Origin of the sequence: Amycolatopsis palatopharyngis (assembly GCF_003385185.1) — a bacterium.
Lineage (GTDB): Bacteria > Actinomycetota > Actinomycetes > Mycobacteriales > Pseudonocardiaceae > Amycolatopsis > Amycolatopsis palatopharyngis.
Map to the genome: position 1 here is coordinate 76161 of NZ_PQHZ01000012.1, position 15617 is coordinate 91777.

Below are 15617 nucleotides of genomic sequence, written 5' to 3' on the forward strand. Positions count from 1 at the left end.
TTCGTTTGAAGGCCGGAAGGGCGATCAGCGACGCCGCAGTGACGGGTCGAGCAGGGCGGGCGGGGCGTCCTGCTTTTCGTGCGCGGCGAGGTCGACGCCGGGAGCGACGATCTCGTCGATCGCGTCAAGCACGTCGGCGGAGAGCACGGTGTCCGCGGCGGCGAGCTGTGAATGCAGGTGCTCCAACGTGCGGGGGCCGATGATCGCGCTGGTCACGGCCGGATGCGCGGTGACGAACCCGAGCGCGAGCTGGATCATGGTCAGGCCCGCCTCTTCGGCGACCGTGGCCAACTGTTCGACGGCATCGAGCCTGGCCCGGTTGGCGGGGATGGTGAGGTCGAAGCGCTCCGGCAGGATTACCGAACGGTTGGTGCTGATTTCCTGGCCCTCGCGGATCGCGCCCGACAGCCAGCCCGAAGCCAACGGGCTCCACGCCAGTACGCCGAGTCCGTATTGCTCGGTCACGGGCAGCACGTGGGTCTCGATCCCGCGTTGCAGGATCGAGTAGCTGGGCTGTTCGGTGACGTAACGGCTCAGGTGATTCTCCCGAGCGGCCCACTGAGCCTGCACGATGCGGTACGCCGGGAACGTCGAGGAGCCGAAGTAGCGGATCTTTCCCGCGCGCTGCAGGTCGGTCAACGCCGAAAGCGTCTCCTCGTCGCTGGTGCTCGGGTCCCACCGGTGGATCTGGTAGAGGTCGACGTGGTCGACGTCCAGGCGGCGGAGGCTGTTGTCCAGCTCGGTGCCCAGCCAGCGGCGTGAGCTGCCCTGATGGTTGCGCTCGGTGCCCATGGGCATGCCCGCCTTCGTGGCCAGCACGATGTCGTCGCGGCGGCCTGCGATGGCCTTACCGACCAGCTCCTCCGACTCGCCGTCGCTGTACCTGTCGGCGGTGTCGATGAGGTTGATCCCACCTTCGAGAGCGGCATCGACGATAGCGGTGGCCTCGTCCTGGGTGGTGCGCCCGATCTTGCCGAAGTTCATCGCGCCGAGCACGAGGGTGCTCACCTGCACGCCAGTGCGACCCAAGGTGCGGTAGTGCATAGCTGTTCCTCCTGGAGGGAGCCCGTGTGGTGTGTGGCTTGGTTCGACCCACCCGCTCTGGCATCCTTGGGCAAGCGGAACCTTGTTCCGCAAATCAACATACGGAACAACGTTCCGTTTGCCAAGTGAGTGACGGAGGTAGTGGCGAAGTGGTGGACACCGACGGCGGATCAGCGTCGCCTGCGCCGCGGAAGCGAGCCGACGCCCGGCGCAACGAAAAGACGCTGCTGGACGCGGCTGCCACGGCCTTTGTTACTTCCGGCGTCGATGTGCCCGTGCGCGACATCGCAGCCAAAGCCGGTGTCGGCATCGGCACGATCTACCGCCACTTCCCGACGCGAGCCGATCTCATCGTCGGCGTCTACCAGCACCAGGTAGAGGCATGCGCTGCGGCCGGTCCGGCGCTGCTGGCGAACAGCAGTACGCCACACGCCGCCCTGGCACAGTGGATCGACCTCTTCGTCGACTTCCTGGCCACCAAGCACGGTCTCGCCGAGGCGCTGCAGTCCGACGATGCCGCCTTCAAGGCCCTGCACGCCTACTTCCTCGACCGCCTGATGCCCGTGTGCACCCAACTCCTCGACGCCGCCGCCAAGGCGGGCGAGATCCGCCCCGACCTGGGGGCCTACGAACTGCTGCGCGGCGTCGGAAATCTCTGCATCGGCGCAGACAGCGATCCCGGCTACGACGCACGTCGCATGGTCGAACTCGTCATCGCAGGGCTACGCATCCACTAGGGACAGTCGCACGACGCGAGTTCACCGCCTACGGCAGCCGAACGACAGCGAACGAAACCTTCTCCTCGGTGAGCGCGTCCACCTGGTTCGGCACATCGAGGCCGAGACCGTGCTCGCCGAGCAGTCGCACGATTCGGTCCGCCGCGTTGCGCCGTCCGCTCGGACTGGCGTTCATCACCAGGGCCAGCGCGGGACCGTCCGGCGTGGTTTCGATCCGATAGGAGGCTGGGCGAACGGTACGCAGCGCGCAAGTGATCTCGGCGATGGACACGGGCTCTTCGGGCACGTCCACAGTGTGGCAGCAACACATTTGTCCCCCGGACACACACGCGCCTCTTCGGGGGAAAGGCCCGCGCGCCGCCCAGGAAGGAGGCCGGTTCGGTCTAGTTTCGGATCCATGGAGGATCGCGAAACCACCGTCCGCAGCCGGGAACTGGGTGAAGGGTTGCGCGCAGCGATGCGCGGAGCCGGTCTGTCCGGCACCGACGTCGCACGCAAGCTCGGTTGGTCGCAGGGCCGGGTTTCCCGGCTGTTGAGCGGAAAACGCGGCGGCACCGAGATAGAGGTCGTCAGTTTCCTCACGATCTGCGAGGTGAGGGGAGCCGAACGCGAACGGCTGCTCCAGCTCAGTCACGAGCAGAGCAGGCCGGGCTGGCTCCAGCAGCACGGCGACCGCCTGCCGAAGCAACTCCGCACCCTCATCGACCACGAGGACAAGGCGGTGAGCATCGATCACTTCGAACCGGTGATGGTGCCGGGGCTGCTGCAAACCGGCGACTACGCACGAGCTTTGATCAGCGCGGTGGTCAATGTGCCCACCGAGGAAGTCGAAGATCGGGTAGCGGCACGACTGACTCGGCAAAGCCTGTTCAGTAGGCGACCTCCAGTGCGATTCTGCTACTTCTTGCACGAGTTCGTGCTGAGATTGCCAGTTGGCACCTCACACATCATGTCGGACCAGTTGCACCATCTGCTGCGAATGTCGGTGCGTCCACACATCACCCTGCGCGTGGTACCTGCCGCCATAGGGGTACACGCTGGCATTGCTGGCCAATTCGAACTGATGGAGTTCACCGAGTTCAAACCGGTCGTATACCTGGACAGCGAGACCTCATGCCTCTTCCTTGAGGAGCCCGTGGAAATTGCCGCCTACCGTCGGGTTCTGCACGACCTCGCGGACAAAGCGCTCGATGAGGGACAATCGCGGGAGCTGATTGCCAGCCTGGCAACCGAGCTGTACCCCTCGGGAGAGGATCGCGATGAACGTGCCTGAATCGGATGGCATCGCCTGGCGCACCAGCAGCTACAGCGGCAATGGCGGAAGCTGCGTCGAGGTCGGGCACCGGTCCGACCAGATACTTGTCCGCGACACCAAGGACCGTCCTGGCGGCTCGCTCACCATCCCCGGAGCCCCTTGGCAAGCCCTCCTCACCCACCTGCGCTAGCCCAAGCCCGCCGCACTTTCCCGGGAAAGTGCGGGATTGCGGCGCCTCGCGCTACTCGGTCTCCGTGGCTGTGGCGGTGGCTGTGTTCACCGACTTCCACCAGGTGCTCCAACGAGTGGCCAGGGCGGCGAAGCCGGCGGGGTCGGTGTCGTAGGCCGTCAGCACGGCGAGGGCGCCGCCGTCGGGGCGATGCGGGTTGCGCGGTTGCTGGGCCACGACCAACAGTCCGTCGCCGAGGGCGTCGACGGTGAGCAGTAGCTGGTTCTGCGTGCGGGCGTAGACCGTGCCCGCGAAATCGTCTCCCGGAGTGAGCGTGGCCCGGTAGCGTTTGCCCTCCGCCAGCTCGGCCACCGCGCCGAGACCGAGCACCTGGGCGAACGGTTTCCGCTGGTCCGGCAGAATGCCTTCCAGTACCAGGGTTTGCCGCTCGGCGAGTCCGTGGCGCTCGACGGCGAACCGCAGCTGATGCAGGAACGTGGTCCAGCCCTCGGTGATGTCGTCGTAGTAGACGTCCCAGTCGGGGTCGAGCCCGCGCGGTGACCGGGTGATGCGGACGACCGTCGCGTCCTCCACCCGATGCAGGCTGAACCGGTCGCCGCCCTGAACGGTGAGCGAATGCTGCTCAGAGTCCTCGGTGACGCCTTCGGTGTAGATGGTTCGCACCTCGTCGTCGAGGCCGTCGAAATGCCAGCCGTGCCAACGCCGGATGAGTTCCGGCTTACGCAACGCCTGCCAGACCTCATCCTCGGATGCCGCGATCGTGACTTCGATTCGCGGGCCTTCCCCACTCTCCGGTGAATTCGCGTTCACTGGTTCCTCCAGTCAGCGGTGTGGTCATTCCGTTCGTGGCGCAGGATGACCGGCACCGATCAGCCGGTAGGGGCGCCCGGACGGTGAGTCGAACTTGGCCACCACGTCGGCGACAGCGCCGGCAAGGGCCTCGGTGAATCGGTGTACGTCGCCGGGAGCATCGAAGCGAACCTCGGTCTCCACGGTGAAAGTGAGCAGGCGTTTGCCCTCGCGCTCCGCCCCGGCCTGCATCCTGGCGACATCGCGGACCGTGCGAGTGGCCGCGTCGAGCAGGTGCTCGGCGGCGTGGACGTCTCCGGCGTGCTGCCCTTCGTGGATTCCCAGGACTCCGGGGTCCACCACGAAAGCATCCGCCGTGGCCTGCAGCACCCGCTCGACGAACCCCCGCCTGCGTCGCTCCTCGACGAGCTCGATGAGTCCGGACTCCTCCAGCTGGCGCAGGTGATACCCGAGGCGTTGCCGGGGCAGCTGCAGTTCCGTGGCCAGTTCCGATGCCGAGGCCGGGGTACGAAGCCGGGCCAGCAGTTGCCGGCGCAGCGGAGACAGCGCCTGTCGCACCCGGTCGGGTTCGTCGAGGAGATCGCGCGTGGTCACGGTCACATTCTTTAATTGACAGATTTATTTGTCAAGTAAGAGTGCGGTAGTCGTGACCGGTGGCGCCTGCTTCCTGGGAGGTGGAACGTGAGACCGGTCAGGCCTCTTCGGTCTCCTCGACCTCGGCGGCGTCGGCGTCGGCGACATCGACGGCGGCAGCCTCGGTGACCGCTGCGTCCTCGCCGGCTTCGGTCGCCGCGGAGTCCTCGTCGGACTCTTCCGCCTGCGCGGTTTCCTCAGCGGGGTCCTCAGCGGGATCATCCTGCTCGATCTCGGCGATGAGCTGAGTGAACCCGAACTCCTCACGCAACTGCTCGAAAATTGGTGTGCTGACCCGCTCGGCCGCGGGCGCTTCGATCGTCTTCATGCGTCTCCCTCGCTCCCTGCGTGTGACGCACACACTCACGCAGTCGTTCCCGATCCGGACGCCCGTCCCCACATCCGCACCGATGTCTGTTACCGCGCGTAATACTAGGCATCCAGCCGAATTAACCGAAACGAAATGTGAAACTCGCCGCCCTGGCAGTGGCGCACGACACTGCGAGGGCAAAGTCCGTGAACCCACAGATCATCAGCGGGCCTTCGATCGGTCACAGAGAGTCAATCATTTGCCGCCGCAGCCGTCGCGGCGGGGTCGATTCGGGCTCAGCCGCCTGCCATCGCACCGACCACGAGGAACGGCTCTGCCCCGGTCACCACCGGGTCGGGAAGCGGCGCGTCGGGCGACTCGTGGGACAGGTCCTCCTCGCAGGCGAAGAAGCGGACGAAGGCGCGGCGTTTTTGGGTTGCGTGGTCCCGAATAGTGCCGCGGAGCATCGGGTAGCGCTCCTCGAGGGCGTCGAGGACTGTGCGCTGGGTGACCGCGCCGTCGATGTCGAGGCGCACCTCGCCGTCGACCCGCGCGAGCGTGCGCAGGTGCGTGGGTAGTTTGACCCGGATCATCGAGGTTCCAATCGGCGGAAACCCTGGCGTTTACGCCGGGGAGGAGCTGATTCGAGCAAGAAGCACCCCGCAGGGGGTACTGCGCACGGGGCAACCGCGAGAGCCAAGCGGTGTTCCGACGCCAAACCCGCGGAGACCTCGGCGTGCGCCGGTCCGCGAAGCGTGAACCTCAACTCACACCTACTTCCGCTGCGTAGTGGTTGTGTGGGATGGAATCCCCACCGTTCACGGCGGGAGGACGTCAAGGCAACGTCTGCACCTCGACGGAGAGCACGGCCGGAAGGTCACGGACGATCGGCGACCAGCTGTCACCCGCGTCGGCCGACGCATACACCTGGCCACCGGTGGTACCGAAGTAGATGCCGCAGGAGTCGAGCTTGTCCACGGCCATCGCATCCCGCAGGACGTTCACGTAGCAGTTGCTCTGCGGCAGCCCGTTCGTCAGTGGTTCCCACTCGTTGCCACCCACACGGCTGCGGTAGACCTGCAGCTTCCCGTCCAGCGGAAAGTGTTCGGAGTCGCTTTTGATCGGCACAATGTAGACGGTGTCCGGCTCGTGCGTGTGAACCGCGATCGGAAAACCGAAGTCGGTGGGCAGATTGTCGCCGATGTCGTGCCAGGACTCACCTGCGTCGTCTGTTCGCATGACATCCCAGTGCTTCTGCATGTACAGCACCTCGGGACGCGAAGGGTGCATCGCGAGGTTGTGGACGCAGTGGCCGACCTCGGCGTCCTCGTCGGGGATCGCGCCGGAGCGCAGGCCCTTGTTCATCGGCTGCCAGGTCTTGCCCGAGTCGTCGGTGCGGAAAACACCGGCGGCCGAGATGGCGACGAACATCCGCGCGGGATCGCTGGGGTCGAGAACAATGGTGTGCAAACACATTCCGCCCGCACCCGGCTGCCAGGACGGCGCGGAATCGTGCGTGCGCAGGCCAGGCAGTTCCGCCCAGCTCTGCCCGCCGTCGACCGACCTGAACAGCGCTGCGTCCTCCACGCCGGCGTACACGGTGTCCGGATCGGTCAGTGACGGTTCGAGGTGCCAGACCCGAGTGAAGTCCCAGGGCCGCTGCGTACCGTCGAACCACTGGTGGGTACCGACTTCTCCCTCGTAGGCGAACTCGTTGCCCACCGGCTCCCAGCTGCTTCCGCCGTCGTCGGAGCGCTGGATGACCTGGCCGAACCAGCCGCCGGACTGGGAGGCATAGAGACGATCGGGGTCGGCCTGCGACCCCTTGAGGTGGTACATCTCCCAGCCCGCGAAGTGCGGCCCACTGACGTCCCACTGCTCGCGCTTGCCGTCCGACGTCAACAGGAACGCCCCCTTGCGCGTCCCGACAAGCACTCGTACCCCGGTCATCCCCACTCCTTCCCAGGCTGTTGGCGAGAATGTAGCAGGCGTCACTCCTAAAAAACAACCAATTCATCCGGAAAAAAGATTTCCGCTGGTAGCCTGGGACGCTATGGCGACCAGTCGCAGTTACAACGACGCGTGTGGCATGGCACATGCACTGGACCTGGTCGGCGAGCGGTGGGCCTTGCTGGTCGTACGGGAGCTCGTACTGGGCCCCAAGCGCTACACGGACCTGCGAGCGGGACTGCCCGGAATCAGCGCGAACGTGCTGTCCCATCGGCTCGACGAACTGGAACAGTCGGCGGTCGTCCGACGACGCCGACTCGGCCCGCCCGCGGGATCTTCGGTTTACGAACTCACCGAGTGGGGCCAGGAACTCGAACCGGTCATCAAATCGCTCGGGCGCTGGGGTGCCCGATCACCGTCGCGGCCGCGCGAGGCGAATCTCAGCGTCAGCTCGATCGTCCTCTCGTTGCGGACCAACTTCGACCCGGACGCGAGCGAGGCCGTCGATGTCCGGCTGGAGCTGCGATTCGGCGAGGAACACTTTCTCGCCGAAGTGAATCGGGGCCGGTTCGAGGTACACCGGGTGACCGGTAGCCAGGGTGCTGCCCCTGAAGCCTTTGTGGAGACGGCACCGATCACCCTCGCGGCAATCCTTTACGGCGGCCATGATCTCGATGTCGCTGTCGACTCGGGCGAGCTGACTCTCGACGGCGACCGACAGGCGGTCGAGCTGTTCGTGACCCTGTTCCGCCTTCCCACTCCGGCAGCGGGTTAGGCCGAACAGAGCAGCCGGTAACACCACGCCCTGCCCTGGCGAAATCCTGGTACAGCGCAAAAAGCGATGTGTCGCCAACGGGCAGGGAGCCCCCTGAATGATCGAGTCGCCTGGCCCGGGGCAGGCACCGAAGCGCTCGTTGATCCGAGGAATCAGCCTCGGTGGGGTCGGTGCCGCGTTGGTCACCTCCGTTATCGCGCTCTTCGTGACCAGTGCCGATGCCGACGCTGATGCCGCGGAGTATTCGATCGTGTACCGAGTGACCGGCAGCGGAACCGCGGAGACGGTCAGCTACATCACCGACGGGATCGCGCGACCACCGATCAGCGGCCGGCAGCATGTCGATGTCGAGTTGCCCTGGGAAACACGGTTCTCGCTGCCGCATGGCGATCTTGGTTTTGTCTCGCTCACCGCCGAGGGCGACGGCAGCGGCGCGATCACCGTTCTGATCGAAGTGGACGAGCGTCTGATCAAGGAAGCGACCGCGACCGGCCGAGACCGGGCTGTGGTCACCATCGATTTGGCGATATCACCGCGATCCTGAGTCCGGACGCCATTAGAACTCGACACACTTCGACAAGAAACCGGGTGACCTGGACACCGGGCACCCGCGAGGGACCGGAACTTCGTGATCGGCAGGCGGTCAGGGCGTCCACGCGGGATCCCGGCCAGCCAGGCCGAGAACGCGGTCGAACAGTGGCGCGTCCGCGGACACCCGAACCACCGGGCCGAAGAGGCCGTTGTCGCCGTCCCCGTCCCCGTCCGCCGGTTGAGACAGCAGCGCGAAGAGTGCCTCCGTGGATTCGCTGTCACACTCGAACTGTTGCCCTGTGGCGCGAGCCAGATCCCAGCCGTGCACGGCGATCTCGTCCAGCGCGATCACCCCCATCACGTCGGCAGGCAGGGTCACGCCACCTGCGGTCGCTTCCCCGATCCAGGCAGCGGGATCAGACCACGCCCGCACCAATGCGTCCAGTCGTGCGTGAAGCTGCTCGCGCCAATCCGGGGGCAGGTTTCCTGCCGATGCCTCGGGAGGACCCTCCTTACCCGAGCCGGGGGATTTCTCGGCAGCGAAACGAAACGCGAGTGTCAGTGCCATCAGGTGATCGAGCAGGTCCCCCACCGTGTATTCGGTGCACGGTGTCGGCGCCGAAAGCTGGTTGTCGGCCGTCCCGCCCAAAAGCAACTTCAGTTGCCCGGCAACCGGAGCAAGATCCACCATACCGCAACCCCTAAACCAAGTAGTTAATTAACCGATTGGTTCAGAGTAGTGTGCCGGCAAGTATTGTCAAGGGGACCGGGCACGAGCAGGGTCGTCGCATCAACTGCTGGGATCGGGCGTGTTGGGGGCGGTTGCCAGCGGTTTCCCGGAGATCTGCAGCATCCGTTCGATTGAGGTACCGGCGATGACACCGGGCACGTACGGTCCACCGACCACGAGATGCGTCAGGTCACCCGCCGCCTCGCCGGTGAGCAGGCGTACCGGTGAACCGGAATCCCCGGGGGAGGCCGCTCCGTCCCACGCGAACGCGTCACTGCGCCTTTCCTCGCCCGGACCGCGGTAGACGGTCACGCCCGCACGCGGTGTACCTCCCGTGCCGAGTACCAGTCCGTGCCCCGCGTGCTCCACGATGTCGCCGATCTGCGGGGACCCGGCGGCGGTCGGCCCGCCGAAGTACGCCATCGAGGGGTTCACGTGTTGCTGCATCTCGGGATAGATGTCGATCAAAGCGAAGTCATCGCCGATCCCGTTGTCGACGCTCTTACTCGCCTTGCCGATCGTCATCAGCAGGCCGGGCGCCGCGACGATCGTGACCTCGTCGCCCCGCTCGACACAGTGTCCGGCGGTGCCGATCGAGTATTTTCCCTCGCTGCCGAAAACAAAGTTGGTGGTACAGCCCGCAGGCGAGATGATCCACGCGCCCGGACGGATGCCGGTGAACGACAACGCGCTCGTTGGGTAGTCCACTCCGTCCGGAATCGCCACCCCCTCGCCATTCGCGGCAGCGGCGACCGCCTTCTCGTGCAGTTCAGCTGTGTACCAACTGGGCGTGGGTTTCTTCAGCTCGCTCACGGTCGCGCCCGCGAACGGCGACGCGGCCCCGGAACCGATCGTCATCGGCAGCGAGTGGGCAGTGCTCGCGGTCAGGAACAGACCGGCGACCGCCGCGACTGCCAGGAACGAATTTCTGATCTTCATCGCGTCTCCGAGGTAGGCAGGGCAGAACTACTGAACGAGCGACATGTCTCTGTCGTAAAGAACTTCCGGGTCACCGGCGGGAAACGACGGTGTATTTGCGGACGTTGTCGGATCGGATCTGCTCCTGCGTGAACGGGAAGCTGACCCACCGCTCCTGACTGAACAGTTCGGTCTGATCCGCGGAGAACGGCCTGGTCGGATCGGCCGCCTGCCCGTAGGTCAGGATGGTCGACGCGTCCACTCCGTCTCGGGTGAACGCCACCGCCTGAATATGTGAAGAGCCGTAACTGATCGGGTACAGCCGCTGGAGATTCGTGGCCGCGTCCCGGCTGCTGACCACGTTGGCGTTGCCAGTGAAACCCTCGCCGCCGCCGATCGGGATCGCCGGAGCGCCTTCGTCACCGGACACCTGGAGGTCACCCAGAGCGGCGTCGAAAGGCACACCCTCCTTCTCCAGATGAGACAGGGCATCGCGCATCGCAGCGGTCACCTGCGGGTTGAGCTGGTTGAGGTCGCGTGGTGTCTCGATCGGTCGAGCGGCATCAAAGGGCTGCTGCCACAATCCGTCGGCGGGCACCCTGGCGAAGAACTCCCGGAAGATGTGCGCGCCAACGCTGTCGATGTTGGTCCGGCCGTCCCACGCGGCGAGAACGTCGCAGGCCTCCCCACCATCGGCCGCCGCGCAGACCTCCTGTAGATCACCGCCCGCACGGGACAGTTCGGCGCCGAAGACGCGGTTGGCGTGTTCGAAGCCCTTCAACTGCTCGTGGCTCACCGTGCCGGGCTCACCGAGACCGTCGCTGCCCTCGATGCGGTCCAGCACGTACCGGTAGACCATTCGAGTGCGCAGGGAACGCTCGCACTTCTCACAGCCGATGATCCGGGCGAAACCCTCGAGTCGCTCGGCCGGATTGGGCAGCCAGTAACTGTCGTTCGCGTTGGCGACCCAGTCCTTCCTGACCGTGGCCGGGAGGTTGGACGGGCCGAAGATACCGGGACGCGAGGCGTCCGGATCGCTGCGCCAGGCACAGTCGTCCTGCGCCCGGGTGCCGTCGAGCGCGGGCAGCCCGGCCAACCGCACGAGTACCTGGCCGATCGGTGTCGCGCATTTCCGCACCAGTTCGTCCGGAACGTTCGGCACAACGGAGTGGTCGGCGTACAACGCGTTTCCCGCACGGTCAGCGGCAATCGTGTTCACCCACGGCATCCCGGCGGATTCGTCCTGCGCGGCCAGCAGGTCATGCACGTTGTCTGTCTTGGCCATTTCGTGGAATACGTCGATGGTGCGCAGGTGTTCGGCGTTGGCATCGCGCAGCGCGAACACGCTCGCCGGGGTCCACCCCATCAACACCTCGGGAGCGTCGAGTACGTAGCCCTGGTCGGTGCGGTAGATCTCCTCGGTAACCGTGTGCGTCTCACCGTCACTACCCCGGACCGTCACCTCCACCGCACGGCGTTCGAGCTCCCGTGTGCCCTCGCGAGTGAGGTAGGTCGTGGGCGAGCCAGGGATGAGGCGGTACTCGTACGGAGTGAATCGGTAGGCCGTCGACACGGTATGGCTCCATGCGACGTTCTTGTTCCAGCCGATGTTCACCACGGGGGATCCGATCAGACCGGCACCGGCTACGTCGTACACGCCAGGAATCGTCAGGTGCGACTGGGTGAACCGGTATCGGCCCCGCCACGGGAAGTGCGGATTGCCCAGGATCATCCCCTTGCCGGTCGAGGTCACCTCGGAGCCGAGGGCAGTGGCGTTGGAGCCGAACGGGGAGTCCGGGTCCTTGCCGAGGCCCGCCATCAGGGCCTCCTTCGATGGCAGGTCCTCTGGCGGGCTGGCAAACCGGGCAGCACCCTCGTCCGCCGACAGCGGAAGTCCGAGGTCGCCCACGGAGGGCGGATCAGCATCCACGATCTGTGGCACGAAGACGCCGGTGGAGGCGAGCAGGTTGGCGGCGTACGTGCCGTACCAGAGGTCTATCGGCTTCATCGGGCGCAACGACTCGACCCAATCACCACCGGCACAAGCGGGATCCTCGACACCATCGACACCGTCGATCGACTCGAGATAGTCGTTCACGCCTGCGGTGTAACCACGGACGAGCGCCCGCGCCTCCTGCCCTGGACCACGGACCGGATCCGCCAGTAGTCCCTCGACAACCTGTCGATTGCGGATATCAGTGAAGAGCGTGTCGGTCTGCAGGTTCGTGGCGTTCAGGGTCACTTGGTCGGAGTAGCGCGCATCGGGCCCGAACCAGCGGGACCGCTCACCGCGCGCTGTCAGCAGTGTGTCGGCGAGAACGCAGAGGGAATCCTCGGCCGTCGCGTAGCCCTGGCCGAACCCGAGTGATTCATAGTCGTTGGCAACGATGTGCGGGATTCCATGACTCGTCCGCGTGATCGTCGCCTTGTGCACACCGTTCGCCGGAGCGAGCAGCGAGCTGTCAGCATCGGGCTCCGCCGCGATGGCATCGGCCGTAGGTGTCGCCGTGGCGAGCAGACTCAGACTCGCGACCACTGCCGCGCCGGCAAGGGTGCGTCCGCGTCGAATGCCGCTGATCCCCATCATTCGGATCCTCCACTCGCCTTCGAGTTAGCGACAACGGTTTTGGAACGTACGACGCGGTTTCCCCAAGATCAAGGGATGCTTTTTCCCTGACGCGGTGGTATGCGCGAACGAACACGTCTGAAATGGACACAACCGCGCGTAGTTTTCTACGAGGTGCGTGACCAAAGCACGGCTTTCTCGTTACGTCACCAACCAGTGCCGTCACGGGAGAGTGCGATGCGAAACATCGGGAAGAGTTTGCTGGCTTCGATCGCGCTGGTGGCATTGGCCGCCCCGGCACCGACGCTCGCGCAGCAAGCGGAACCGACGGTGACTCACCAGGTCATCAACTCGTTCGACGGCACCCCGATCTACTCCACCCTGTTCCTGCCACCGGAGGCCAGCGCCACGGAACCGGTACCGCTGGTCATGCGCAGTCACGGCTGGGGAGGTCAGGGCGAACGCGAGCCCACGGGTTTGGTGCGAACGCTGCTCGACAATGGCTACGCAGTGTTCACCTGGGATGAGCGCGGATTCGGCTATTCCGGTGGAGAGGCGAATGTGCTCAAGCCAGAACTGGAAGGCCGCGACGCCACCGTTCTGATCGACTGGATCGCCGCGAACGCCGACGAGGTGGCACGTGAGCCCGGCGATCCGGCCGATCCTCGCATCGGCTTCACCGGCGGTTCCTACGGCGGCGGGATCCAGCTGTTGTCGGCCACGCTGGACGACCGGGTGGATGTGCTGGCACCCGAGATCACCTGGAACGACCTGCGTTACTCCCTCTACGGCGGTGGCGTGATCAACCTCGGCTGGGGCGAGACCCTCTACGCCGCGGGCCTCGCCACCGCAACCGCCGCAGGCCTGGACCCGCGCAACCCGGCGGGCCCGCAGGCGGGTGGCCTCGCGCCGGAACTGCACGAGGCACAGGCAGAGGGCCTGGCCACCGGGCAGCCTTCCACGCAGACACTGGACTACTTCGGCCGCAGCAGCCTCGCCGAGTACGGTCAGGACGACGGAGTCGAAGTCCCAACGCTGCTGATGCAGGGCAGCGTGGACACATTGTTCGACCTCACCGAGGCCGCCGACAACTTCCAGCATCTGCGATCGCGCGGCGCACCGGCGAAACTCATCGCGTTCTGCGGCGGGCACGTCGGCTGCCCGGCCTCTTATGCCGAGGTCGACGATCGGGCACACCTCGACGAGGCGATCCTCACCTGGTTCGAGCGCTACCTGCGTGGCGACACCGGAGTCGACGTCGGCGCCCCCGTCGAATACCGCACCAACGAGGGAATCTGGCGCACCGCCAGCCACTTCACTCCGAGCGACGCACGGATGCAGACGGCCTCGGGCCATGGCTCGGTGCTCAGTACGCCACTTCCGTCCACAATAGATGCCGCCCCGTTCGTCGACGACGTCCTCTCAGGCGCCGTGCCGCCGGGAGCGCCGCTGTTCACCGCACAGCCGTCCCGCGCGGGCGACCCACACGCATTCACCACCGAGGTCGCGGTAGCCGACCGAGGGCCAATGGAACTGGTCGGCATTCCCACCGCGACGCTTCAGGTCACCGGGTCCGGACCGGTGACACACCTGTTCCTCAAGCTCGTGGACCGCGAGTCCGGAGTGGTGGTGAATCTGCAGGAGACCCCGGTACGCGTCGAGAACCTTTCCAGCACGCCGCAGACGGTGCGGGTTCGGATGTCCGGATTGGCTTACACGGTGCCCGACGGTCACCACCTCGACCTGCAGGTGGCGACTACAAGTGTCATGCACGCGACCGCACGTACTCCAGCGGAAGCTGACGTCGATGTCGACGTCAGCGTCCCGATCCGGCGCGCGGTCCACTGATGCGTTCGCCAGCAGCGAGCACCTCGCCCGGCACAGCCGGTTGCACGGCTAAACGACAGATTCGCCCTCTTCCTCCGACTCATCTGTCCCGTCAAGCTTCCACTTGAGCTGGAACTCGATCTCCTCCTCGCCATCGCCACGCTCGTGCTCGACGGAGAACTGAGCCCGACCTGGCACACGGAACCGCTCTCCAGCGATCTGAATCCGGAAGGAGCTTTCAGTCTCCAGCGCGTCCGCAAGGCGCCGCAGCTTCGCAACGACGTCAGCCGTGGAGTAGATACGTTCAACGTCTCGTGGTGCCTTCGTCACACGGTTCTCCTTTTTTTTCGAGTCCTTCGGCACAGGCACTCCCATGCCCCGACCACTTCATCCAACCTGCTGTGGGTACTCGTCCGCCACCATGCCCTCAGACGATGGCGGCGATACCAGGCAGAACCGATCGGTCACAACGCCTGCTGCGGCGCCGGGTCTGGCGCCAGACATCAGCCGCCGACCGACCAGGACACGATGTGGTCCGGGACGATCGTGACGATGGTGCGCAGGTCCGACCAGCGGGCGACGTAGGCCTCAACGTCGTCCGGCGGCAGGTAGCGGCGGGAGATCGCCTGCGCCTGCTCGACGGTAGTGACGTCATCCGCGGTCCTGGCGGTCGCCTCTCCCCGAATCATCACCGCCGGATAGGGATCCTCGAAAGTCTGGACGGAGAACGCTGCCCGCTTGTCGCGCAGCAGATTGCGCACCCACACTCGGTTCTCCGTCGTCCAGAGATGCACGAGGCCCGAGTCCCAGCGAAACCAGACCGGCACCACATGCGGCGATCCGTCACGGCGCAAGGTCGCGATAACGCCAAGTGGGGTGGGGAAGGTCTGGGCCAGGAATGCTTCCAGTTCCGCCTCGTGCATGCTCATGAGTTCATACCTCTCAGTGGTTCAGGCTTGTGATCGGGAATGTCCACGTCTCAGTGCGCCTCGTGCAGGTTCAGGACCGCGACCCCGATGACGACCATCGCGATCCCCGCGACCTTGGCCAGGTCGAGTCGCTCGTGGAGGAACAGCACGCCGATGACGGCGATGCCCGCGGTGCCGAGCCCCGACCAGATCGCGTAGGCGACCGAAACCGGGATGTGCCGGATCACCATGACCAGCAGCCAGTACGACAGTGCGTAGCCAAGCAGCACCAGCCCGGTCCACAGCGGGTCGCGGAAAGTGTCGGTGCGGGGCAACGAGGCGGTCGCGGCCACCTCGACGCCGATGGCCGACAACAGCAGTACCCAGGCCAGGAGCATGACACACCTCTCGTGTAGCGACTGCTACAAACGTA

The 15617-nt window shown here is 65.7% G+C and carries 19 protein-coding genes; 6 read left to right on the forward strand and 13 right to left on the reverse strand.

Going from position 1 to position 15617, the window contains the following annotated elements; genetic code table 11:
• Nucleotides 1-24: 24 nt before the first annotated feature.
• The gene (locus tag D0C15_RS11995) at nucleotides 25-1044 is read right to left on the reverse strand and encodes an aldo/keto reductase (protein WP_116044138.1); all 1020 of its coding nucleotides are present in this window, start codon (nucleotides 1042-1044) and stop codon (nucleotides 25-27) included.
• Between the two features lie 152 nt (nucleotides 1045-1196).
• On the opposite strand from D0C15_RS11995, the gene D0C15_RS12000 reads away from it, so the two are divergent.
• On the forward strand, nucleotides 1197-1781 hold the full coding sequence (locus tag D0C15_RS12000; protein WP_211323180.1) for a TetR/AcrR family transcriptional regulator: 585 nt from the start codon (nucleotides 1197-1199) through the stop codon (nucleotides 1779-1781).
• 28 nt (nucleotides 1782-1809) lie between these two features.
• Here D0C15_RS12000 and D0C15_RS12005 read toward each other — a convergent pair whose 3' ends face one another.
• Nucleotides 1810-2067 carry a hypothetical protein gene (locus D0C15_RS12005; RefSeq protein WP_162830043.1) on the reverse strand — a complete coding sequence of 86 codons (258 nt, stop codon included), beginning with the start codon at nucleotides 2065-2067 and terminating at the stop codon, nucleotides 1810-1812.
• A 111-nt stretch (nucleotides 2068-2178) separates the two neighbouring features.
• Between D0C15_RS12005 and D0C15_RS12010 the strand changes: the two genes are divergently transcribed.
• Nucleotides 2179-3054, forward strand: a complete 876-nt coding sequence (locus D0C15_RS12010) for a helix-turn-helix domain-containing protein (RefSeq protein ID WP_116044144.1) — start codon at nucleotides 2179-2181, stop codon at nucleotides 3052-3054.
• A complete protein-coding gene (locus D0C15_RS12015; protein WP_116044147.1) occupies nucleotides 3041-3226 on the forward strand; it encodes a DUF397 domain-containing protein in 186 nt (61 codons plus the stop codon). Before D0C15_RS12010 ends, D0C15_RS12015 begins: the two co-directional genes overlap by 14 nt.
• A 51-nt stretch (nucleotides 3227-3277) precedes the next feature.
• Here D0C15_RS12015 and D0C15_RS12020 read toward each other — a convergent pair whose 3' ends face one another.
• From D0C15_RS12020 to D0C15_RS12040, 5 genes are all read right to left on the reverse strand, one after another.
• A complete protein-coding gene (locus D0C15_RS12020) occupies nucleotides 3278-4036 on the reverse strand; it encodes an SRPBCC family protein (protein ID WP_116044149.1) in 759 nt (252 codons plus the stop codon).
• A 24-nt stretch (nucleotides 4037-4060) separates the two neighbouring features.
• Entirely contained in the window at nucleotides 4061-4630 is a 570-nt protein-coding gene (locus tag D0C15_RS12025) for an ArsR/SmtB family transcription factor (protein WP_116044151.1), read from the reverse strand.
• A gap of 97 nt (nucleotides 4631-4727) precedes the next feature.
• Nucleotides 4728-4997 (reverse strand): hypothetical protein, encoded by a 270-nt coding sequence (locus D0C15_RS12030; RefSeq protein WP_116044153.1) that lies wholly within the window; start codon nucleotides 4995-4997, stop codon nucleotides 4728-4730.
• A gap of 278 nt (nucleotides 4998-5275) precedes the next feature.
• Nucleotides 5276-5572: a MoaD/ThiS family protein gene (locus D0C15_RS12035; RefSeq protein ID WP_116044156.1), complete on the reverse strand. Its 297-nt coding sequence runs from the start codon at nucleotides 5570-5572 to the stop codon at nucleotides 5276-5278.
• A 241-nt stretch (nucleotides 5573-5813) separates the two neighbouring features.
• A complete protein-coding gene (locus D0C15_RS12040) occupies nucleotides 5814-6929 on the reverse strand; it encodes a WD40/YVTN/BNR-like repeat-containing protein (protein ID WP_116044158.1) in 1116 nt (371 codons plus the stop codon).
• A gap of 103 nt (nucleotides 6930-7032) precedes the next feature.
• On the opposite strand from D0C15_RS12040, the gene D0C15_RS12045 reads away from it, so the two are divergent.
• On the forward strand, nucleotides 7033-7704 hold the full coding sequence (locus tag D0C15_RS12045) for a winged helix-turn-helix transcriptional regulator (RefSeq protein ID WP_116044160.1): 672 nt from the start codon (nucleotides 7033-7035) through the stop codon (nucleotides 7702-7704).
• A 97-nt stretch (nucleotides 7705-7801) separates the two neighbouring features.
• On the forward strand, nucleotides 7802-8248 hold the full coding sequence (locus tag D0C15_RS12050; protein ID WP_116044162.1) for a hypothetical protein: 447 nt from the start codon (nucleotides 7802-7804) through the stop codon (nucleotides 8246-8248).
• A gap of 99 nt (nucleotides 8249-8347) precedes the next feature.
• Here D0C15_RS12050 and D0C15_RS12055 read toward each other — a convergent pair whose 3' ends face one another.
• The 3 genes from D0C15_RS12055 to D0C15_RS12065 form a co-directional block, all read right to left on the reverse strand.
• On the reverse strand, nucleotides 8348-8926 hold the full coding sequence (locus tag D0C15_RS12055; protein WP_116044164.1) for a TIGR03086 family metal-binding protein: 579 nt from the start codon (nucleotides 8924-8926) through the stop codon (nucleotides 8348-8350).
• A 99-nt stretch (nucleotides 8927-9025) separates the two neighbouring features.
• Nucleotides 9026-9904, reverse strand: a complete 879-nt coding sequence (locus D0C15_RS12060) for a chymotrypsin family serine protease (protein ID WP_116044166.1) — start codon at nucleotides 9902-9904, stop codon at nucleotides 9026-9028.
• Nucleotides 9905-9974: 70 nt separating this feature from the next.
• Entirely contained in the window at nucleotides 9975-12470 is a 2496-nt protein-coding gene (locus D0C15_RS12065; protein ID WP_211323178.1) for a penicillin acylase family protein, read from the reverse strand.
• Between the two features lie 216 nt (nucleotides 12471-12686).
• Between D0C15_RS12065 and D0C15_RS12070 the strand changes: the two genes are divergently transcribed.
• A complete protein-coding gene (locus tag D0C15_RS12070) occupies nucleotides 12687-14297 on the forward strand; it encodes a CocE/NonD family hydrolase (RefSeq protein WP_162830044.1) in 1611 nt (536 codons plus the stop codon).
• A 48-nt stretch (nucleotides 14298-14345) separates the two neighbouring features.
• Here D0C15_RS12070 and D0C15_RS12075 read toward each other — a convergent pair whose 3' ends face one another.
• The 3 genes from D0C15_RS12075 to D0C15_RS12085 form a co-directional block, all read right to left on the reverse strand.
• Nucleotides 14346-14606, reverse strand: coding sequence for an amphi-Trp domain-containing protein (locus D0C15_RS12075; RefSeq protein ID WP_116044172.1), 261 nt, complete (start codon nucleotides 14604-14606; stop codon nucleotides 14346-14348).
• Nucleotides 14607-14779: 173 nt separating this feature from the next.
• On the reverse strand, nucleotides 14780-15205 hold the full coding sequence (locus tag D0C15_RS12080; protein ID WP_116044174.1) for a TIGR03618 family F420-dependent PPOX class oxidoreductase: 426 nt from the start codon (nucleotides 15203-15205) through the stop codon (nucleotides 14780-14782).
• Nucleotides 15206-15255: 50 nt separating this feature from the next.
• Nucleotides 15256-15582, reverse strand: coding sequence for a DMT family transporter (locus D0C15_RS12085; RefSeq protein ID WP_116044176.1), 327 nt, complete (start codon nucleotides 15580-15582; stop codon nucleotides 15256-15258).
• Nucleotides 15583-15617: the final 35 nt, after the last annotated feature.

Excerpts from the sequence above, each read along its gene's own strand:
- D0C15_RS11995 (WP_116044138.1), bottom strand. The coding sequence starts at position 1,044 with ATGCACTACCGCACCTTGGGTCGCACTGGCGTGCAGGTGAGCACCCTC.
- D0C15_RS12010 (WP_116044144.1), top strand. The coding sequence starts at position 2,179 with ATGGAGGATCGCGAAACCACCGTCCGCAGCCGGGAACTGGGTGAAGGG.
- D0C15_RS12015 (WP_116044147.1), top strand. The coding sequence starts at position 3,041 with ATGAACGTGCCTGAATCGGATGGCATCGCCTGGCGCACCAGCAGCTAC.
- D0C15_RS12030 (WP_116044153.1), bottom strand. The coding sequence starts at position 4,997 with ATGAAGACGATCGAAGCGCCCGCGGCCGAGCGGGTCAGCACACCAATT.
- D0C15_RS12035 (WP_116044156.1), bottom strand. The coding sequence starts at position 5,572 with ATGATCCGGGTCAAACTACCCACGCACCTGCGCACGCTCGCGCGGGTC.
- D0C15_RS12040 (WP_116044158.1), bottom strand. The coding sequence starts at position 6,929 with ATGACCGGGGTACGAGTGCTTGTCGGGACGCGCAAGGGGGCGTTCCTG.
- D0C15_RS12045 (WP_116044160.1), top strand. The coding sequence starts at position 7,033 with ATGGCGACCAGTCGCAGTTACAACGACGCGTGTGGCATGGCACATGCA.
- D0C15_RS12050 (WP_116044162.1), top strand. The coding sequence starts at position 7,802 with ATGATCGAGTCGCCTGGCCCGGGGCAGGCACCGAAGCGCTCGTTGATC.
- D0C15_RS12055 (WP_116044164.1), bottom strand. The coding sequence starts at position 8,926 with ATGGTGGATCTTGCTCCGGTTGCCGGGCAACTGAAGTTGCTTTTGGGC.
- D0C15_RS12060 (WP_116044166.1), bottom strand. The coding sequence starts at position 9,904 with ATGAAGATCAGAAATTCGTTCCTGGCAGTCGCGGCGGTCGCCGGTCTG.
- D0C15_RS12065 (WP_211323178.1), bottom strand. The coding sequence starts at position 12,470 with ATGATGGGGATCAGCGGCATTCGACGCGGACGCACCCTTGCCGGCGCG.
- D0C15_RS12070 (WP_162830044.1), top strand. The coding sequence starts at position 12,687 with ATGCGAAACATCGGGAAGAGTTTGCTGGCTTCGATCGCGCTGGTGGCA.
- D0C15_RS12080 (WP_116044174.1), bottom strand. The coding sequence starts at position 15,205 with ATGAGCATGCACGAGGCGGAACTGGAAGCATTCCTGGCCCAGACCTTC.
- D0C15_RS12085 (WP_116044176.1), bottom strand. The coding sequence starts at position 15,582 with ATGCTCCTGGCCTGGGTACTGCTGTTGTCGGCCATCGGCGTCGAGGTG.